A 14,146-nucleotide genomic window follows, 5' to 3' on the forward strand; every position below is an offset into this window, starting at 1 on the left:
TTTGGCCACAGCCCTGGAACAGACCTGGGAGATATACAGGCCCGGGGGATATACCTGACAGGGGTCGGAGCCGGACCCTGGCCGGGGGGCCGCAGTCGCACTCCGGGCAAGGGGAGCAGCCGCACCCCGACAAGAGCCGTGGCCGGACCCTCGGCCCGAGCCGCACATTCTGAGTAAGCCTGAGCAAGTTCGGAGGACACCAGTGGGACGACTCTTCGGGACGGACGGCGTACGCGGTGTCGCCAACGCGGATCTGACGGCCGAGCTCACGCTCGGTCTCTCCGTGGCGGCGGCGCACGTACTGGCCGAGGCGGGAACGTTCGAGGGCCACCGGCCGACGGCGGTGGTCGGACGGGATCCGCGTGCGTCCGGGGAGTTCCTGGAGGCCGCCGTGGTCGCGGGCCTCGCCAGCGCCGGCGTGGACGTGCTGCGCGTCGGCGTCCTGCCGACCCCCGCGGTGGCGTTCCTCACCGGTGCGCTCGGTGCGGACCTCGGCGTGATGCTCTCCGCGAGCCACAACGCCATGCCGGACAACGGCGTCAAGTTCTTCGCCCGCGGCGGACACAAGCTCGCCGACGAGCTGGAGGACCGGATCGAGTCCGTCTACGAGGAGCACCGCACCGGCGCTCCCTGGGACCGGCCGACGGGCTCCGGTGTCGGCCGCGTCCGGTCGTACGAGGAGGGCTTCGAGCGGTACGTCTCCCACCTCATCGCGGCCGTTCCGAACCGTCTGGACGGTCTGAAGGTCGTCCTCGACGAGGCGCACGGCGCGGCCGCGCGGGTCTCGCCGGAGGCCTTCACGCGTGCGGGCGCCGAGATCGTCACGATCGGCGCCGAGCCGGACGGGCTGAACATCAACGACGGCTGCGGCTCGACCCACCTCGGCCTGCTGAAGGCGGCCGTCGTCGAGCACGGCGCCGACCTCGGCATCGCGCACGACGGTGACGCCGACCGGTGCCTCGCCGTGGACCACACCGGTGCGGAGGTCGACGGGGACCAGATCCTGGCCGTACTCGCCCTCGCGATGCGGGAGCGCTCGGAGCTGCGGTCCGACACCGTCGTCGCCACGGTCATGTCGAACCTCGGGTTCAAACTGGCCATGGAGCGCGAAGGGCTGTCCCTGGTGCAGACCGGCGTCGGGGACCGGTACGTGCTGGAGGAGATGAAGGAGCACGACTACGCGCTCGGCGGCGAGCAGTCGGGGCACGTCATCATCCTCGACCACGCCACGACGGGGGACGGGACGCTGACCGGGCTGCTGCTCGCGGCACGGATCGCCGAGACCGGCCGTACGCTCCAGGACCTCGCGTCCGTCATGGAGCGGCTGCCGCAGGTCCTCATCAACGTGCCGGACGTCGACCGGTCCAGGGTGGGCACGTCGGCCGAACTGGCCTCCGCGGTCACCGAGGCCGAGCGTGAACTCGGCGCGACCGGCCGGGTGTTGCTCCGGCCGTCGGGCACCGAGCCGCTGGTACGGGTCATGGTGGAAGCGGCTGACATCGACCAGGCCCGGTCGGTCGCGGGGCGGCTCGCCGACGCGGTGAAGTCCGCGTTGGGGTGATGCCGGGGCCGGTAGCCGGCCAGGGGGTGGGGGGATCTGTTCGTTGCGGGCTGCGGGTTCGTCGTGGCTTGTCGCGCAGTTCCCCGCGCCCCTGTGGGGCGCCTCCTGGGGCGCGGTCCTCTTACGGGAGTTGACGTGCCTTCTGCGTCGACCACAGCCACTTCTGGGTGAGCAGGGTCAGGGTGCCGGCCAGGATGATGCCCAGCAGGTTCAGCAGGAGCTGGTTGGTCGAGCCGATCGTCTGGGCGGTGTCCCCGTAGCTGAGGGCGACGGCCGCGTTGGCCGCCGCCGGGACCGTGGTGACGGAGATGGCCACACCCACCAGCAGGCCCGACTTGGCCGACGTCAGGGAGAGCGTGCCGGCGATGCCCGCCAGCACCGCCACGACGAAGGAGAACGCGTCGGGCGCGTAGACGAAGGCCGTGTTGGGCCGGTCCGCCTCCAACTGCCCCTCGCTGAACAGCCCCAGGCCGTCCATGAGGACGCTGAACGCGACGGTCGCCGCCATCGCCACGGCGAAGCCCACGAGCAGCGCGACGAGCGAGCGCACGGCCAGCCGGGGGCGCCGCCGGACCAGAGCCGTGCTGAATCCCGCGAGCGGACCGAACTCCGGGCCCACCGCCATCGCGCCCACGATCAGGATCGCGTTGTCGAGGACCACACCGCAGGCCGCGAGCATCGTGGCGAGCGTGATGAAGGCGACGTACGTGACCGACAGCGTCGACTCCTCGTGCGTCGCGTCCGTCAAGTGCTCCCACAGGACCGCGTCCGCGCCCTCGCCGGGTGCGTCGTCCTCCGCCTTGTCGGCCCGCTTCGACAGCGACAGGTCGATGTTCTCGACGGCGATCGACCCGCACTCGTCGATCTCCAACTCGCGCAGTCCGCCGATCAGTTCGTCACCCGCCTCGCGCGCCACGTCGACCATCACGATGTCGCCGACGGGGTTGCGGGCGGCTCCCGCGACGACCGCCAGGTGGGTGGTGCCGACCGTGTTCTCGATCAGGCGGACCACGGCGTCGGTCCGGTCGGGCGGGGTGATCAGGCGCAGGTGCAGCATGGGGGCAGGGTAGCCGCACCCGATGACGGGGCCGGGGTCAGAGTTTGCGCAGGCTGAGCTTCTGCACCTTGTGGTCGGGGCCCTTGCGCACGACGAGGGTGGCGCGGCCGCGGGTCGGGGCCACGTTCTCCAGGAGGTTGACCTTGTTGATGGTCCGCCAGGTCGTCCGGGCGTAGTCGAGGGCCTCCTCCTCGGAGACCTGGGTGTACTTGCGGAAGTACGAGGACGGGTCCTGGAACGCCGTGTCGCGCAGCCTGCGGAAGCGGTGCAGGTACCAGCGCTCGATGTCCTCGGCGCGGGCGTCCACGTACACGCTGAAGTCGAAGTAGTCGGCGAGGCCGACACGGGTGCGGCCGTCCTTGCCGGGCAGGGCGGGCTGCAGGACGTTGATGCCCTCGACGATCAGGATGTCGGGGCGGCGGACGGTGAGCCGCTTGCCGGGGACCCGGTCGTAGATGAGGTGCGAGTAGACGGGGGCCGTCACCTCGTCCTTGCCCGCCTTGATGTCCGCGACGAACCGCGTCAGCGCCCGGCGGTCGTAGGACTCCGGGAAGCCCTTCCTGGACATCAGGCCGCGGGCCTGGAGCTCCTTGGTGGGCAGCAGGAAGCCGTCCGTGGTGACCAGCTCCACCCGTGGATGCTCGGGCCAGCGGGACAGCAGGGCCTGCAGCAGACGCGCGACGGTGGACTTGCCGACGGCGACCGAGCCCGCGACGCCTATCACGAACGGCGTACCGGACTGGGAGCCCTTCTCGCCGAGGAAGGTGTTCAGGGCGCCTCGCAGGCCGTCGGTCGCACCCACGTAGAGGTTGAGGAGCCGGGACAGCGGCAGGTAGATGTCCCGTACCTCGTCGAGGTCGATGACATCGCCCAGACCGCGCAGCTTCTCCACCTCCTCGGCGGTCAGCGGGAGCGGCGTCTTCTCACGCAGCGCGCTCCACTGCGCGCGAGTGAGGTCGACGTAGGGAGTCGCCTCCGGCCTGGGCCGGTGGGCGCTCCGCGGCAACGAGGAGACCGGTGAGATCACAGTTCATTGTTACGGGAGTTTGAACGGAGAGGGGGTTTCCCCATGCTCCTTTCGGGCCCGGGGAGGGGTGGAGTCCGTCACGTCGGTGTGTTCTCCCCGCGTCGCAGCCCTGGACCGCCGGGTCGTACGGGGATAGCGTCCGGCCATCCGGGGGCGAGCCGCCTCCCGGGACGCCAGGGGTGGGGATGGTCGTCATGACCGTACGGTTCCGTGTGCGTGGCCTCGTCGGACGCAGACCCGGGCGTCGGCGGCCGGCCGATGTGGAGGGCCGGGTGTGCAGCGAGCTGGCCCTCGACCTGCCGGACGAGGACCTGGGGGAGTACCTCTACGACTGCATCGACCTGTACGAGATGGGCAGCAAGCCGCGCTGCGAGGAGGTCGAGTACCTGGGGATGGTGCAGGAGGCCATCGACCGGATCGAGCGCGGGGAGTAGGCGGGGGAGCCGCCAGGCCACCTCCGCACCGCCACGGACGCGGGCCGTACGGGCCCGGCGATTTCCGATATCGGGCACGCGGTGCCCCGAAGGGGCGGGCGTCGGCCCTTAGGCTGCCGCCATGTGCGGAATCGTGGGATACGTGGGGTCGCAGTCGGCGCTCGATGTGGTCGTGGCCGGGCTGAAGCGGCTGGAGTACCGGGGGTACGACTCGGCGGGCGTCGCGGTGCTCGCGGACGGCGGGATGGCCGCCGCGAAGAAGGCCGGCAAGCTCGCCAACCTGGAGAAGGAGCTGGTCGAGAGACCTCTGCCGGCCGGTTCGACGGGCATCGGGCACACCCGCTGGGCCACGCACGGCGGACCCACGGACGCGAACGCGCATCCCCATCTCGACAACGCGGGCCGGGTCGCGGTCGTCCACAACGGCATCATCGAGAACTTCGCCGCCCTGCGGGCCGAACTGGCCGAGCGGGGGCACGAGCTGTCCTCCGAGACGGACACCGAGGTGGTCGCCCACCTGCTCGCCGAGGAGTTCTCCGCGTGCGCCGACCTCGCCGAGGCCATGCGGCTGGTGTGCCGGCGGCTGGAGGGGGCCTTCACACTGGTGGCCGCGCACGCCGACGAGCCGGACGTGGTCGTCGGGGCCCGGCGCAACTCGCCGCTCGTCGTGGGCGTGGGGGAGGGCGAGGCCTTCCTCGCCTCGGACGTCGCCGCGTTCATCGCGCACACCCGGTCCGCGATCGAGCTGGGGCAGGACCAGGTGGTCGAGCTGCGCAGGGACGGGGTGACCGTCACCGGCTTCGACGGCCGTCCGGCCGAGGTGCGCTCGTACCACGTCGACTGGGACGCCTCCGCCGCCGAGAAGGGCGGCTACGACTACTTCATGCTCAAGGAGATCGCCGAGCAGCCGAAGGCGGTCGCCGACACGTTGCTGGGGCGCATCGACGCGGCGGGTTCACTGACGCTGGACGAGGTGCGGATCAGTGACTCGGAGCTGCGCGAGGTCGACAAGGTCGTCATCGTCGCGTGCGGTACGGCCTTCCACGCCGGGCTGATCGCCAAGTACGCCATCGAGCACTGGACCCGGATCCCCTGCGAGGTCGAGCTCGCGAGCGAGTTCCGCTACCGGGACCCGATCCTGGACGCGCAGACGCTGGTGATCGCCATCTCGCAGTCCGGCGAGACCATGGACACGCTGATGGCGCTGCGGCACGCGCGGGAGCAGGGCGCAAAGGTCCTGGCCGTCTGCAACACGAACGGTTCCACGATCCCCCGCGAGTCGGACGCCGTCCTCTACACGCACGCGGGCCCCGAGGTGGCGGTCGCCTCGACCAAGGCGTTCCTGACGCAGCTCGTCGCCTGCTATCTCGTGGCCCTGTACCTCGGACAGGTGCGCGGCACCAAGTGGGGCGACGAGATCCAGGACGTCGTACGCGACCTGTCCCGGATCTCCCGCGAGGTCGAGCGGGTCCTGGAGACGATGGAGCCGGTACGGGAACTCGCGCGCTCCCTCGCCTCGAAGAACACCGTGCTCTTCCTCGGGCGACACGTGGGATACCCGGTGGCGCTGGAAGGTGCGCTCAAGCTCAAGGAGCTCGCCTACATGCACGCCGAGGGCTTCGCGGCGGGCGAGCTGAAGCACGGGCCGATCGCCCTGATCGAGGAGGACCTGCCGGTCGTCGTGGTCGTGCCGTCGCCCCGGGGACGGTCGGTGCTGCACGACAAGATCGTGTCCAACATCCAGGAGATCCGGGCGCGGGGCGCGCGGACGATCGTGATCGCGGAGGAGGGGGACGAGACGGTGGTCCCGTACGCGGACCACCTGATCCGCATCCCGGCGACCCCGACGCTGCTTCAGCCGCTGGTGGCGACCGTGCCGCTGCAGGTCTTCGCGTGCGAACTGGCGACGGCCCGCGGCAACGAGGTGGATCAGCCCCGGAACCTGGCGAAGTCGGTGACGGTGGAGTAGCCCTCCACCCCGCCGGGAAACACGGCGAAGGCTTCCGCCCGGAAGGCGAGGGTGGTGTCCGTCCCCCGCGGCCGCCGCCGGCGCTCAGCTCGTAGAGTGCGCGGATGAGCATCATCGGCGTCGGCATCGACGTGGCCGAGATCGACAGGTTCGCTGTGTCGCTGGAGCGTACGCCCGGAATGGCCGAGCGGCTGTTCCTCGAGAGCGAGTTGCTGCTGCCCAGCGGGAAGCGGCGCGGTGTCGCCTCGCTCGCCGCGCGGTTCGCCGCGAAGGAGGCGCTCGCCAAGGCGCTCGGCGCCCCGGGCGGGCTGCACTGGACCGACGCCGAGGTGTACGTCGAGGACAGCGGGCAGCCCCGGCTGCGGGTGACCGGGACCGTGGCGGCGCGGGCGGCGGAGCTCGGTGTGCGGTCCTGGCACGTGTCGCTCAGCCATGACGCGGGGGTGGCGTCCGCGGTGGTGGTGGCGGAGGGCTGACGCCGCGCGGGACCGGTGGGGGACACTCGGTCCCATGCGTACTGCGTACAGCGTGGAGACGGTCCGGGCGGCCGAGCGGGAGCTGATGGCACGGCTTCCCGAAGGGGTGCTGATGCAACGGGCGGCGGCCGGGCTCGCCGCCGCCTGCGCGGACCTGCTGGGCCGGGTGTACGGCAGCCGGGTCGTGCTGCTCGTGGGCAGCGGCGACAACGGCGGTGACGCGCTGTACGCCGGGGCCCGGCTGGCCCGGCGGGGAGCGGGCGTCACCGCGGTGCTGCTCGCACCCGAACGCACCCACCCCGGCGGGCTCGCGGCCCTGAGCCGCGCCGGTGGCACGGTCGTGCGCGGGCCGGAGACCGCCGGTGAACCGATCCGCCGGGCCGACCTCGTCGTGGACGGCATCGTCGGGATCGGCGGCAAGGGAGGCCTGCGCCCGGACGCCGTGTCGCTCGTCGAGGTGCTGGGCGAGACCCGTGCCACCGTCGTCGCGGTCGACCTGCCCAGCGGCGTCGAGGCCGACACCGGCGAGGTGCGCGGGGCCGCCGTACGGGCCGACGTGACCGTGACCTTCGGAACGCACAAGCCCGGCCTGCTCGTCGATCCCGCACGGGAGTACGCGGGTTCCGTGCGGCTCGTCGACCTCGGTCTGTCGCTGCCCGGCGAGGCCGAGCTGGAGGCGCCGCAGCACGCCGACGTGGCGGCCCTGCTGCCCGTGCCGGGCGCCGAGAGCGACAAGTACCGGCGCGGGGTCGTGGGCATCGCGGCCGGATCCGCCCGCTACCCGGGGGCGGCCGTGCTCGCCGTCGCCGGAGCCCTGCGGGGCGGCGCCGGAGCCGTTCGGTACGTGGGGCCCGCCGGGGACGCGGTGATCGCCCGCTTCCCGGAGACGCTGGTGTCGTCCGGTTCGCCGGAGCGGGCCGGGCGGGTGCAGTCCTGGGTGGTCGGCCCCGGCGCCGGGGACGACGCCGACGCCTTGGCGGCCGTACTGAAGGCGGACGTGCCCGTGCTCGTGGACGCCGACGGACTGCGGCTCGCGGACCGTGACGCCGTACGGGCGAGGCGGGCACCCACCCTGCTGACACCGCACGCCGGAGAGGCCGCCGCCCTGCTCGGTGTCTCCCGGGACGAGGTCGAGGGCGCGCGGCTGACGTCCGTGCGGGAGCTCGCCGAGCGGTACGGGGCCACCGTGCTGCTGAAGGGGTCGACGACGCTGGTCGCCTCCCCCGGGGGCGGGCCCGTGCGGGTGAACTCCACCGGCACCGGCTGGCTGGCCACCGCCGGGAGCGGGGACGTGCTGTCCGGGCTGACCGGGTCGCTGCTCGCCGCCGGGCTCGACGCGCTGGACGCCGGCAGCGCGGGAGCGTACCTGCACGGGCTGGCGGGACGGCTAGCGGCGGCCGGGGCTCCCATCGGCGCGCACGACGTCGCCGAGGCGGTGCGCGAGGCCTGGCGGAGCGTCACGGACTGAGCCGGTGGCACCCGTGCGCGTGCGCACAACGGGCGACCCTGCCGCGCGGCTGACCACGGCTCGGCGCCCTCGGGGGTTTCGCTGGGCCCATGGTCCGTCACAGAAGCGCCCGTCACAGATCCGCCCGTCACAGAACCGTCGTCGTCATGGCCGTCCTCGTCGCCGCGCTGGCCGTGCCGGGGGCCGTCGCGGCTCCGCCACCGGCACCCGGCGCCCCCGCACCGCAGAGTGAACTGGTGCCCGGGGTGCCCCCGGGCCCGTACCAGCCGTGGCAGCTCGACACCCCCGACCAGGCGCTGGCCCCGAACGTGTACACGCCGAGCGCCGAGGAGGACGCCCTCGAACCGCGCGACGCCGCCGACGGGAGCGACGCGCTGATCGAGTACGTACCGCTGAGCGACGCCGTGGCGCGGCAGGCCGGGGCGGTGGCGTGCAGCAGGCAGACCGGGCCGCACCAGCGGCAGGTCGAGCGGTGGCTGCGGCTCAGGGTGGACGGGAAGCAGTCGGCGGCGGACTGCCAGGCCGTCCGCGCCTTCCAGAACAGGCAGGGGATCCGGCCCGACAGCGGCTTCACCGGGCCCGTGACCTGGGCCCGGATGCAGCTCCTGTCCGCCGCGAAGAGGCCGAACGCGGCCGGGAAGTGCCCCGTACGGGCCGGCCGCACCGCTTGTGTCGACCTCACCCGGCAGCTGACCTGGGTGCAGAAGGGGAGCAGGGTCGTGTTCGGGCCCGTGCCGATCCGCAGCGGCAAGGCCGGCTACCGGACCAGGGGCGGCTGGCACAAGGTCTACTGGAAGCACAAGAACCACTGGTCGACGCTCTACAACACCCCCATGCCGTACAGCCAGTTCTTCAGCGGCGGCCAGGCCTTCCACGGCATCTACGGCAGCGTGTACAACCCGCCGGGCTCGATGGGCTGCGTGAACATGCGGATCGCCGACGCCCGCAGGATGTGGAACGTGCTCCACACGGGCGACCGCGTCTACGTGTGGGGCCGCAAGCGCGGTACCTGAGGGTGCTGCCGGGGCCCTCTGAGAGACTGGGCGCGATGACTGAGACAGCTTCCGCGCGTGCCCGCGCCGAGATCGACCTGGCCGCCCTGAGGGCCAACGTGCGGACCCTGCGCGCCCAGGCGCCGGCCGCCGCCCTCATGGCGGTGGTCAAGTCCGACGCGTACGGACACGGGGCGGTCCCGTGCGCCCGCGCGGCCCTGGACGCGGGCGCGACCTGGCTGGGCACGGCCACCCCCGAGGAGGCCCTCGCCCTGCGCGCGGCCGGCCTGCCGGGCCGGATCATGTGCTGGCTGTGGACCCCGGGCGGGCCGTGGCGGGAAGCCGTCGAGGCCGATCTGGACCTGGGCGTCAGCGGGCTGTGGTCCCTGCGGGAGGCGGCGCGGGCAGCGCGGGCGGCGGGCCGTACCGCCCGCGTCCAGCTCAAGGCCGACACCGGCCTGGGCCGCAACGGCTGCCAGCCCGCCGACTGGCCCGGGCTCGTCGCCGAGGCACGGCGCGCCGAGGCCGAGGGCCTGGTCACCGTCACCGGCCTGTGGTCGCACCTCGCCTGCGCCGACGAACCGGGCCACCCCTCCATCGCGGCCCAGCTCACCCGCTTCCGCGAGATGCTGGCCCACGCCGAGGGACAGGGCCTGAGACCCGAGGTGCGGCACATCGCCAACTCGCCCGCCACGCTCACGCTGCCCGAGAGCCACTTCGACCTCGTACGGACCGGGATCGCGACGTACGGCATCTCGCCCAGCCCCGAGCTGGGCACCCCCGCCGACCTCGGGCTGCGCCCGGCGATGACGCTCTGGGCGTCGCTCGCGCTGGTCAAGCGCGTGCCGGCGGGGCACGGCGTCAGTTACGGACACCACTACGTCACGGCCGGCGACACGACCCTCGGGCTCGTGCCCGTCGGATACGCGGACGGCATCCCCCGTCATGCCTCCGGCGCCGGCCCCGTCCTGCTCGGCGGCAAGTGGCGGACGGTCGCGGGACGCATCGCGATGGACCAGTTCGCCGTCGACCTCGGCGGGGACGAGCCGCCGGTCGGCGACCGGGTGGTCCTGTTCGGGCCCGGCGACCACGGGGAGCCGACCGCGGAGGACTGGGCCAAGGCCGCGGGCACGATCGCGTACGAAATCGTCACCCGCATCGGAACCCGGGTCCCGCGCGTCTACGTGAACGAGTAACAAGCGGGGTAGCCGCACCGAGGAACAGCGGGACGACCACACCGACGAACAAGCGGGCGTCCGCGGACGTGCCGGACACGGCACAGCGGGCACCAGTGGCAACGGCGGCGACAACCGACATCGGCAGGACCTGGGTGAAGACGAAGAGGAGCGGTGCGTGAGCGAGAGCAGTGCGGAGGCAGCGGCGGACGCGGTCACGGCCGCGGCCTCGGCCGTCTCCGCGGGGACCGCGAGCTGGCGCAGGGCGGGTTTCGCCGGCGCCGCGATAGGCGTGGTCGCCGCGGGCGCCGCCGCCGGAGTCGCGATCGAGCGGCTCACGGTCGGCCGCGGCATGCGCATGAAGGCGAGGCTCGCCCTGGACTCGGCCGGCCCGTACGGGGCGCTGCGCGGCATGCCGGGCAAGGCCTCCGCGGACGACGGCACCGAGCTGTACTACGAGGTCGACGAGGTGGAGGCCGACTCCACCCTCGCCCCGCGCCGCCGCAGGCTCTTCGGCCGCAAGGCACCCGCCCCCGTCACCGTCGTCTTCAGCCACGGCTACTGCCTCAGCCAGGACTCCTGGCACTTCCAGCGGGCCGCCCTGCGCGGTGTCGTGCGGACCGTCCACTGGGACCAGCGCAGCCACGGCCGTTCGGGCCGGGGCGTGGCCCAGGTCCGTGACGACCGGCCGGTCACCATCGACCAGCTGGGCCAGGACCTGAAGGCCGTCATCGACGCGGCCGCGCCCGAGGGCCCGCTCGTGCTCGTCGGCCACTCGATGGGCGGCATGACGGTGATGGCCCTCGCCGACCAGTACCCCGCCCTGATCCGTGAGCGTGTGGTCGGGGTGGCCCTGGTCGGGACGTCGTCCGGCAGGCTCGGCGAGGTCAACTTCGGACTGCCCGTCGCGGGCGTCAACGCGGTGCGGCGGATACTGCCCGGTGTGCTGAAGGCGCTCGGGCAGCGGGCCGAGCTGGTGGAGCGCGGGCGCCGGGCCACCGCCGACCTCTTCGCGGGGATCATCAAGCGGTACTCGTTCGCGTCCAGGGACGTCGACCCGGCGGTCGCGCGGTTCGCCGAGCGGCTCATCGAGGCCACTCCGATCGACGTGGTCGCCGAGTTCTACCCGGCCTTCACCGACCACGACAAGACCGAGGCGCTCGCCCGTTTCGCCGAGCTGCCCGTGCTCGTGCTGGCCGGGGTCAAGGACCTGGTGACGCCGAGCGAGCACAGCGAGGCCATCGCCGACCTGCTGCCGGACGCCGAGCTGGTGCTCGTGCCGGACGCCGGGCACCTGGTGATGATGGAGCACCCGGAGGTCGTCACAGACCGCCTCGCGGACCTCCTGACCCGCGTCGGCGCGGTCCCGGCAGGGGCTACCGTGGGTGGCTATGGAAGCACCAGCAGCAGCGCACAACCCGGCTGACCCCTCGGGACCCCTGGAGCGTCCCCAGGCCGGCGTCAGGACCGAGATCATCGTCAACTCCCCCGAACACATGAAGGAGTTGGGTCGCAGGCTCGCCGGGCTGTTGCGGGCCGGTGACCTCGTGATGCTCACCGGCGAGCTCGGCGCGGGCAAGACCACGCTGACGCGCGGGCTCGGCGAGGGGCTCGGCGTCCGGGGCGCGGTCACCTCCCCGACCTTCGTGATCGCCCGTGTGCACCCCCCTCTCGGTGAGGGTCCGCCGCTGGTCCACGTGGACGCGTACCGCCTGGGTGGCGGGCTCGACGAGATGGAGGACCTCGACCTCGACGTGTCGCTGTCCGACTCCGTGATCGTCGTGGAGTGGGGCGAGGGCAAGGTCGAGGAGCTGACCGACGACCGGCTGCACGTCCTGATCCACCGGGCCGTCGGCGACACGACGGACGAGGTACGGCACGTCACGCTGACCGGGGTCGGGGAGCGCTGGGCGACGGTCGATCCGGGCGTCCTCTCCGCCTGACGGCGGGTCCTTTCACGGCTTCGGCACACCTGTGGACCGTACGTTCGCCCAACGTTCCGACATGGCGTCGGGAAGATGTTGCGCCTGGTGGCTCCGGCGTGTTCACATGGGCGGAGGAGTTGGTTAGGGCTACCTAACCACGTCTGTTCCCGGAGCCCCAGGAGGCCGCCATGCCGACGCCGCCGGAACGTGAAGTGCCGCGACGGGGGTCTGTGAAGCCTCGTGGGGTGTCGATGGCGACGTTGCTTGCGGCCGGGGAGTTTGCTCGGGTCGTTTCCACGCCCCCGCCGGTGCCTCCGGCGGTGGAGGCGGTTGGGTTCGTTGGGCCTCGGCGGGCGGCGTAGGGGTTGGTGGCGACGGCCGTTGGTGTTCTGCGGGTTCGCTGTGGCTGGTCGCGCAGTTCCCCGCGCCCCTAAAAGACTGCGCCGTTCCCCGCGCCCCTGGAGGGGGTTGCGCGCCGGTTCGAACGTGCCGGTCAGGGATTGCGCAGTTCCCCGCGCCCCCAAAAGACCGCGCAGTTCCCCGCGCCCCCAAAAGACCGCGCAGTTCCCCGCGCCCCTAAAGGACTGCGCAGTTCCCCGCGCCCCTGAAAAGACTGCGCCGTTCCCCGCGCCCGCCAGGCGATCGCGCCGTTCCCCGTGACCCCCAAAGACTGCGCCGTTCCCCGTGCCCGAAGGCGGTCGGGTGGGGTGAGGGGTGGGTGGGGTTACTTGATCACTGTGATTTTTGTGCCGATAGTTGCGAATTCCCACATTGCTCTGCCGTTGGGGCGGGACTCTCGGATTCCGCCGAGCTTCTTGGTGGGGTCGGGGGTGGCGGCCGAGCCGTCCACCGCGGCGCTGAAGCCGACCGCGACGCCGTCCACGTTCGCGAAGCGGACGACGTGCTCGACGGCCACACCGTCCGTGCCGGTGATGACGCCGGAGCGCGAGGTGACGACGTACGTGTCGGGCGGCGGATCCACCGTGCCGGGCGTGACCGCGAACGTCCCCCTGACCTGATCGCCCCGACCGACCAGCCACACCCGGTCGTCGTCCACCGAGTAGACGACCCGCCGGCCACTGCCCGACCCGGCGGGCAGCGCCGTGGGGTGCGCCCTGTCCCGGGGGGCCTTCGGCGCGGTGGCCGGGGAGGAGCCGGAGGCCTGCGGCGAGTCCGGTCCGCCCGGTACGTGCGCCGACGCCTGGTAGGCGAGGAAGCCGATCGTGGCGAGCGCCGCCGCGGTGAGCCCGGTGACGATTCCCGAGCTGCTCCGAACCACCTTGAGTGCCACCTCTCGTACGGCATTTGTCCGTGCTGTGCCGGTATGACGTTATCAGCAGGTGGGTGCCGGATTGAGGCGGCCGTGCTCCGGGTCCGGGCGCCGTAGGCTGTTCGCGTGCTCTTGCTAGCTCTGGATACCGCCACCCCCGCAGTCACCGTCGCCCTGCATGACGGGACGTCCGTCGTCGCCGCCTCCAGCCAGGTGGACGCGCGCCGGCACGGGGAACTGCTTCTGCCGGCCGTCGACCGGGTGCTCGCCGAGGCCGGGCTGCGGCTCGACGCCGTCACCGGCATCGTCGTCGGCGTGGGCCCCGGCCCGTACACCGGGCTGAGGGTCGGCCTGATGACCGCCGACACGTTCGGGCTCGTGCTCGGAGTCCCCGTGTACGGCCTGTGCACCCTGGACGGACTCGCGTACGCCGCCGGCGACGCCCTGGCCGACGGCCCCTTCGTCGTGGCGACCGACGCCCGGCGCAAGGAGGTCTACTGGGCGCGGTACGCCGACTCCCGCACGCGCCTCACCGAGCCCGCCGTGGACCGGCCGGGGGACCTGGACATCGGAGGGCTGCCCGCCGTGGGCGCGGGAGCGCTGCTCTACCCCGACACCTTCAAGGACGCCCGCGGACCCGAGTACGTCTCGGCGGCCGCCCTCGCGTCCCTGGCGGCCGAGCGGCTGGCCGCGGGCGAGGAACTGGAGGCGCCCCGGCCCCTCTACCTGCGCCGGCCCGACGCCCAGGTGCCCAAGAACTACAAGGTGGTCACCCCCAAGTGACGACCGCGG

General features: G+C 72.7%; 13 protein-coding genes. 10 read left to right on the forward strand and 3 right to left on the reverse strand.

All coding sequences use genetic code 11. The features are described from left to right. The first annotated feature begins 202 nt into the window (after positions 1–202). The gene (glmM, locus tag KUF83_RS12745; protein ID WP_217454763.1) at positions 203–1,561 is read left to right on the forward strand and encodes a phosphoglucosamine mutase; all 1,359 of its coding nucleotides are present in this window, start codon (positions 203–205) and stop codon (positions 1,559–1,561) included. Positions 1,562–1,682: 121 nt separating this feature from the next. On the opposite strand, the gene KUF83_RS12750 is transcribed toward glmM, so the two are convergent. Both KUF83_RS12750 and coaA read right to left on the reverse strand, forming a co-directional pair. Beyond that, a complete protein-coding gene (locus tag KUF83_RS12750; RefSeq protein ID WP_217454764.1) occupies positions 1,683–2,618 on the reverse strand; it encodes a DUF389 domain-containing protein in 936 nt (311 codons plus the stop codon). A 37-nt stretch (positions 2,619–2,655) separates the two neighbouring features. Then, on the reverse strand, positions 2,656–3,645 hold the full coding sequence (gene coaA / locus KUF83_RS12755; RefSeq protein ID WP_217454765.1) for a type I pantothenate kinase: 990 nt from the start codon (positions 3,643–3,645) through the stop codon (positions 2,656–2,658). 194 nt (positions 3,646–3,839) lie between these two features. Here coaA and KUF83_RS12760 point away from each other — a divergent pair, with 194 nt between their 5' ends. The 8 genes from KUF83_RS12760 (at position 3,840) to tsaE (ending at position 12,102) form a co-directional block, all read left to right on the forward strand. Continuing rightward, a complete protein-coding gene (locus KUF83_RS12760) occupies positions 3,840–4,079 on the forward strand; it encodes a hypothetical protein (RefSeq protein WP_217454825.1) in 240 nt (79 codons plus the stop codon). Positions 4,080–4,200: 121 nt separating this feature from the next. After that, a complete protein-coding gene (gene glmS, locus KUF83_RS12765) occupies positions 4,201–6,048 on the forward strand; it encodes a glutamine--fructose-6-phosphate transaminase (isomerizing) (RefSeq protein ID WP_217454766.1) in 1,848 nt (615 codons plus the stop codon). A gap of 104 nt (positions 6,049–6,152) precedes the next feature. Then, positions 6,153–6,524 carry a holo-ACP synthase gene (locus KUF83_RS12770; RefSeq protein ID WP_217454767.1) on the forward strand — a complete coding sequence of 124 codons (372 nt, stop codon included), beginning with the start codon at positions 6,153–6,155 and terminating at the stop codon, positions 6,522–6,524. 34 nt (positions 6,525–6,558) lie between these two features. Then, positions 6,559–7,992 carry an NAD(P)H-hydrate dehydratase gene (locus KUF83_RS12775; RefSeq protein ID WP_217454768.1) on the forward strand — a complete coding sequence of 478 codons (1,434 nt, stop codon included), beginning with the start codon at positions 6,559–6,561 and terminating at the stop codon, positions 7,990–7,992. Positions 7,993–8,138: 146 nt separating this feature from the next. Continuing rightward, positions 8,139–9,005 (forward strand): L,D-transpeptidase family protein, encoded by an 867-nt coding sequence (locus KUF83_RS12780; RefSeq protein WP_217454769.1) that lies wholly within the window; start codon positions 8,139–8,141, stop codon positions 9,003–9,005. A 35-nt stretch (positions 9,006–9,040) separates the two neighbouring features. Further along, positions 9,041–10,180, forward strand: coding sequence for an alanine racemase (gene alr, locus KUF83_RS12785; RefSeq protein WP_217454770.1), 1,140 nt, complete (start codon positions 9,041–9,043; stop codon positions 10,178–10,180). A gap of 157 nt (positions 10,181–10,337) precedes the next feature. Then, positions 10,338–11,585 carry an alpha/beta fold hydrolase gene (locus KUF83_RS12790; protein ID WP_217454771.1) on the forward strand — a complete coding sequence of 416 codons (1,248 nt, stop codon included), beginning with the start codon at positions 10,338–10,340 and terminating at the stop codon, positions 11,583–11,585. Beyond that, positions 11,551–12,102 (forward strand): tRNA (adenosine(37)-N6)-threonylcarbamoyltransferase complex ATPase subunit type 1 TsaE, encoded by a 552-nt coding sequence (gene tsaE, locus KUF83_RS12795; RefSeq protein ID WP_217454772.1) that lies wholly within the window; start codon positions 11,551–11,553, stop codon positions 12,100–12,102. Before KUF83_RS12790 ends, tsaE begins: the two co-directional genes overlap by 35 nt. A gap of 706 nt (positions 12,103–12,808) precedes the next feature. Here tsaE and KUF83_RS12800 read toward each other — a convergent pair. Further along, positions 12,809–13,363 carry a hypothetical protein gene (locus KUF83_RS12800; RefSeq protein ID WP_217454773.1) on the reverse strand — a complete coding sequence of 185 codons (555 nt, stop codon included), beginning with the start codon at positions 13,361–13,363 and terminating at the stop codon, positions 12,809–12,811. 117 nt (positions 13,364–13,480) lie between these two features. Between KUF83_RS12800 and tsaB the strand changes: the two genes are divergently transcribed. Beyond that, the gene (gene tsaB, locus KUF83_RS12805; RefSeq protein WP_217454774.1) at positions 13,481–14,137 is read left to right on the forward strand and encodes a tRNA (adenosine(37)-N6)-threonylcarbamoyltransferase complex dimerization subunit type 1 TsaB; all 657 of its coding nucleotides are present in this window, start codon (positions 13,481–13,483) and stop codon (positions 14,135–14,137) included. Positions 14,138–14,146: the final 9 nt, after the last annotated feature.

Source organism: Streptomyces sp. BV286 (assembly GCF_019090165.1).
GTDB lineage: Bacteria > Actinomycetota > Actinomycetes > Streptomycetales > Streptomycetaceae > Streptomyces.

Excerpts from the sequence above, each read along its gene's own strand:
- KUF83_RS12750 (WP_217454764.1), bottom strand. The coding sequence starts at position 2,618 with ATGCTGCACCTGCGCCTGATCACCCCGCCCGACCGGACCGACGCCGTG.
- KUF83_RS12760 (WP_217454825.1), top strand. The coding sequence starts at position 3,840 with ATGACCGTACGGTTCCGTGTGCGTGGCCTCGTCGGACGCAGACCCGGG.
- glmS (WP_217454766.1), top strand. The coding sequence starts at position 4,201 with ATGTGCGGAATCGTGGGATACGTGGGGTCGCAGTCGGCGCTCGATGTG.
- KUF83_RS12770 (WP_217454767.1), top strand. The coding sequence starts at position 6,153 with ATGAGCATCATCGGCGTCGGCATCGACGTGGCCGAGATCGACAGGTTC.
- KUF83_RS12775 (WP_217454768.1), top strand. The coding sequence starts at position 6,559 with ATGCGTACTGCGTACAGCGTGGAGACGGTCCGGGCGGCCGAGCGGGAG.
- KUF83_RS12780 (WP_217454769.1), top strand. The coding sequence starts at position 8,139 with ATGGCCGTCCTCGTCGCCGCGCTGGCCGTGCCGGGGGCCGTCGCGGCT.
- alr (WP_217454770.1), top strand. The coding sequence starts at position 9,041 with ATGACTGAGACAGCTTCCGCGCGTGCCCGCGCCGAGATCGACCTGGCC.
- tsaE (WP_217454772.1), top strand. The coding sequence starts at position 11,551 with ATGGAAGCACCAGCAGCAGCGCACAACCCGGCTGACCCCTCGGGACCC.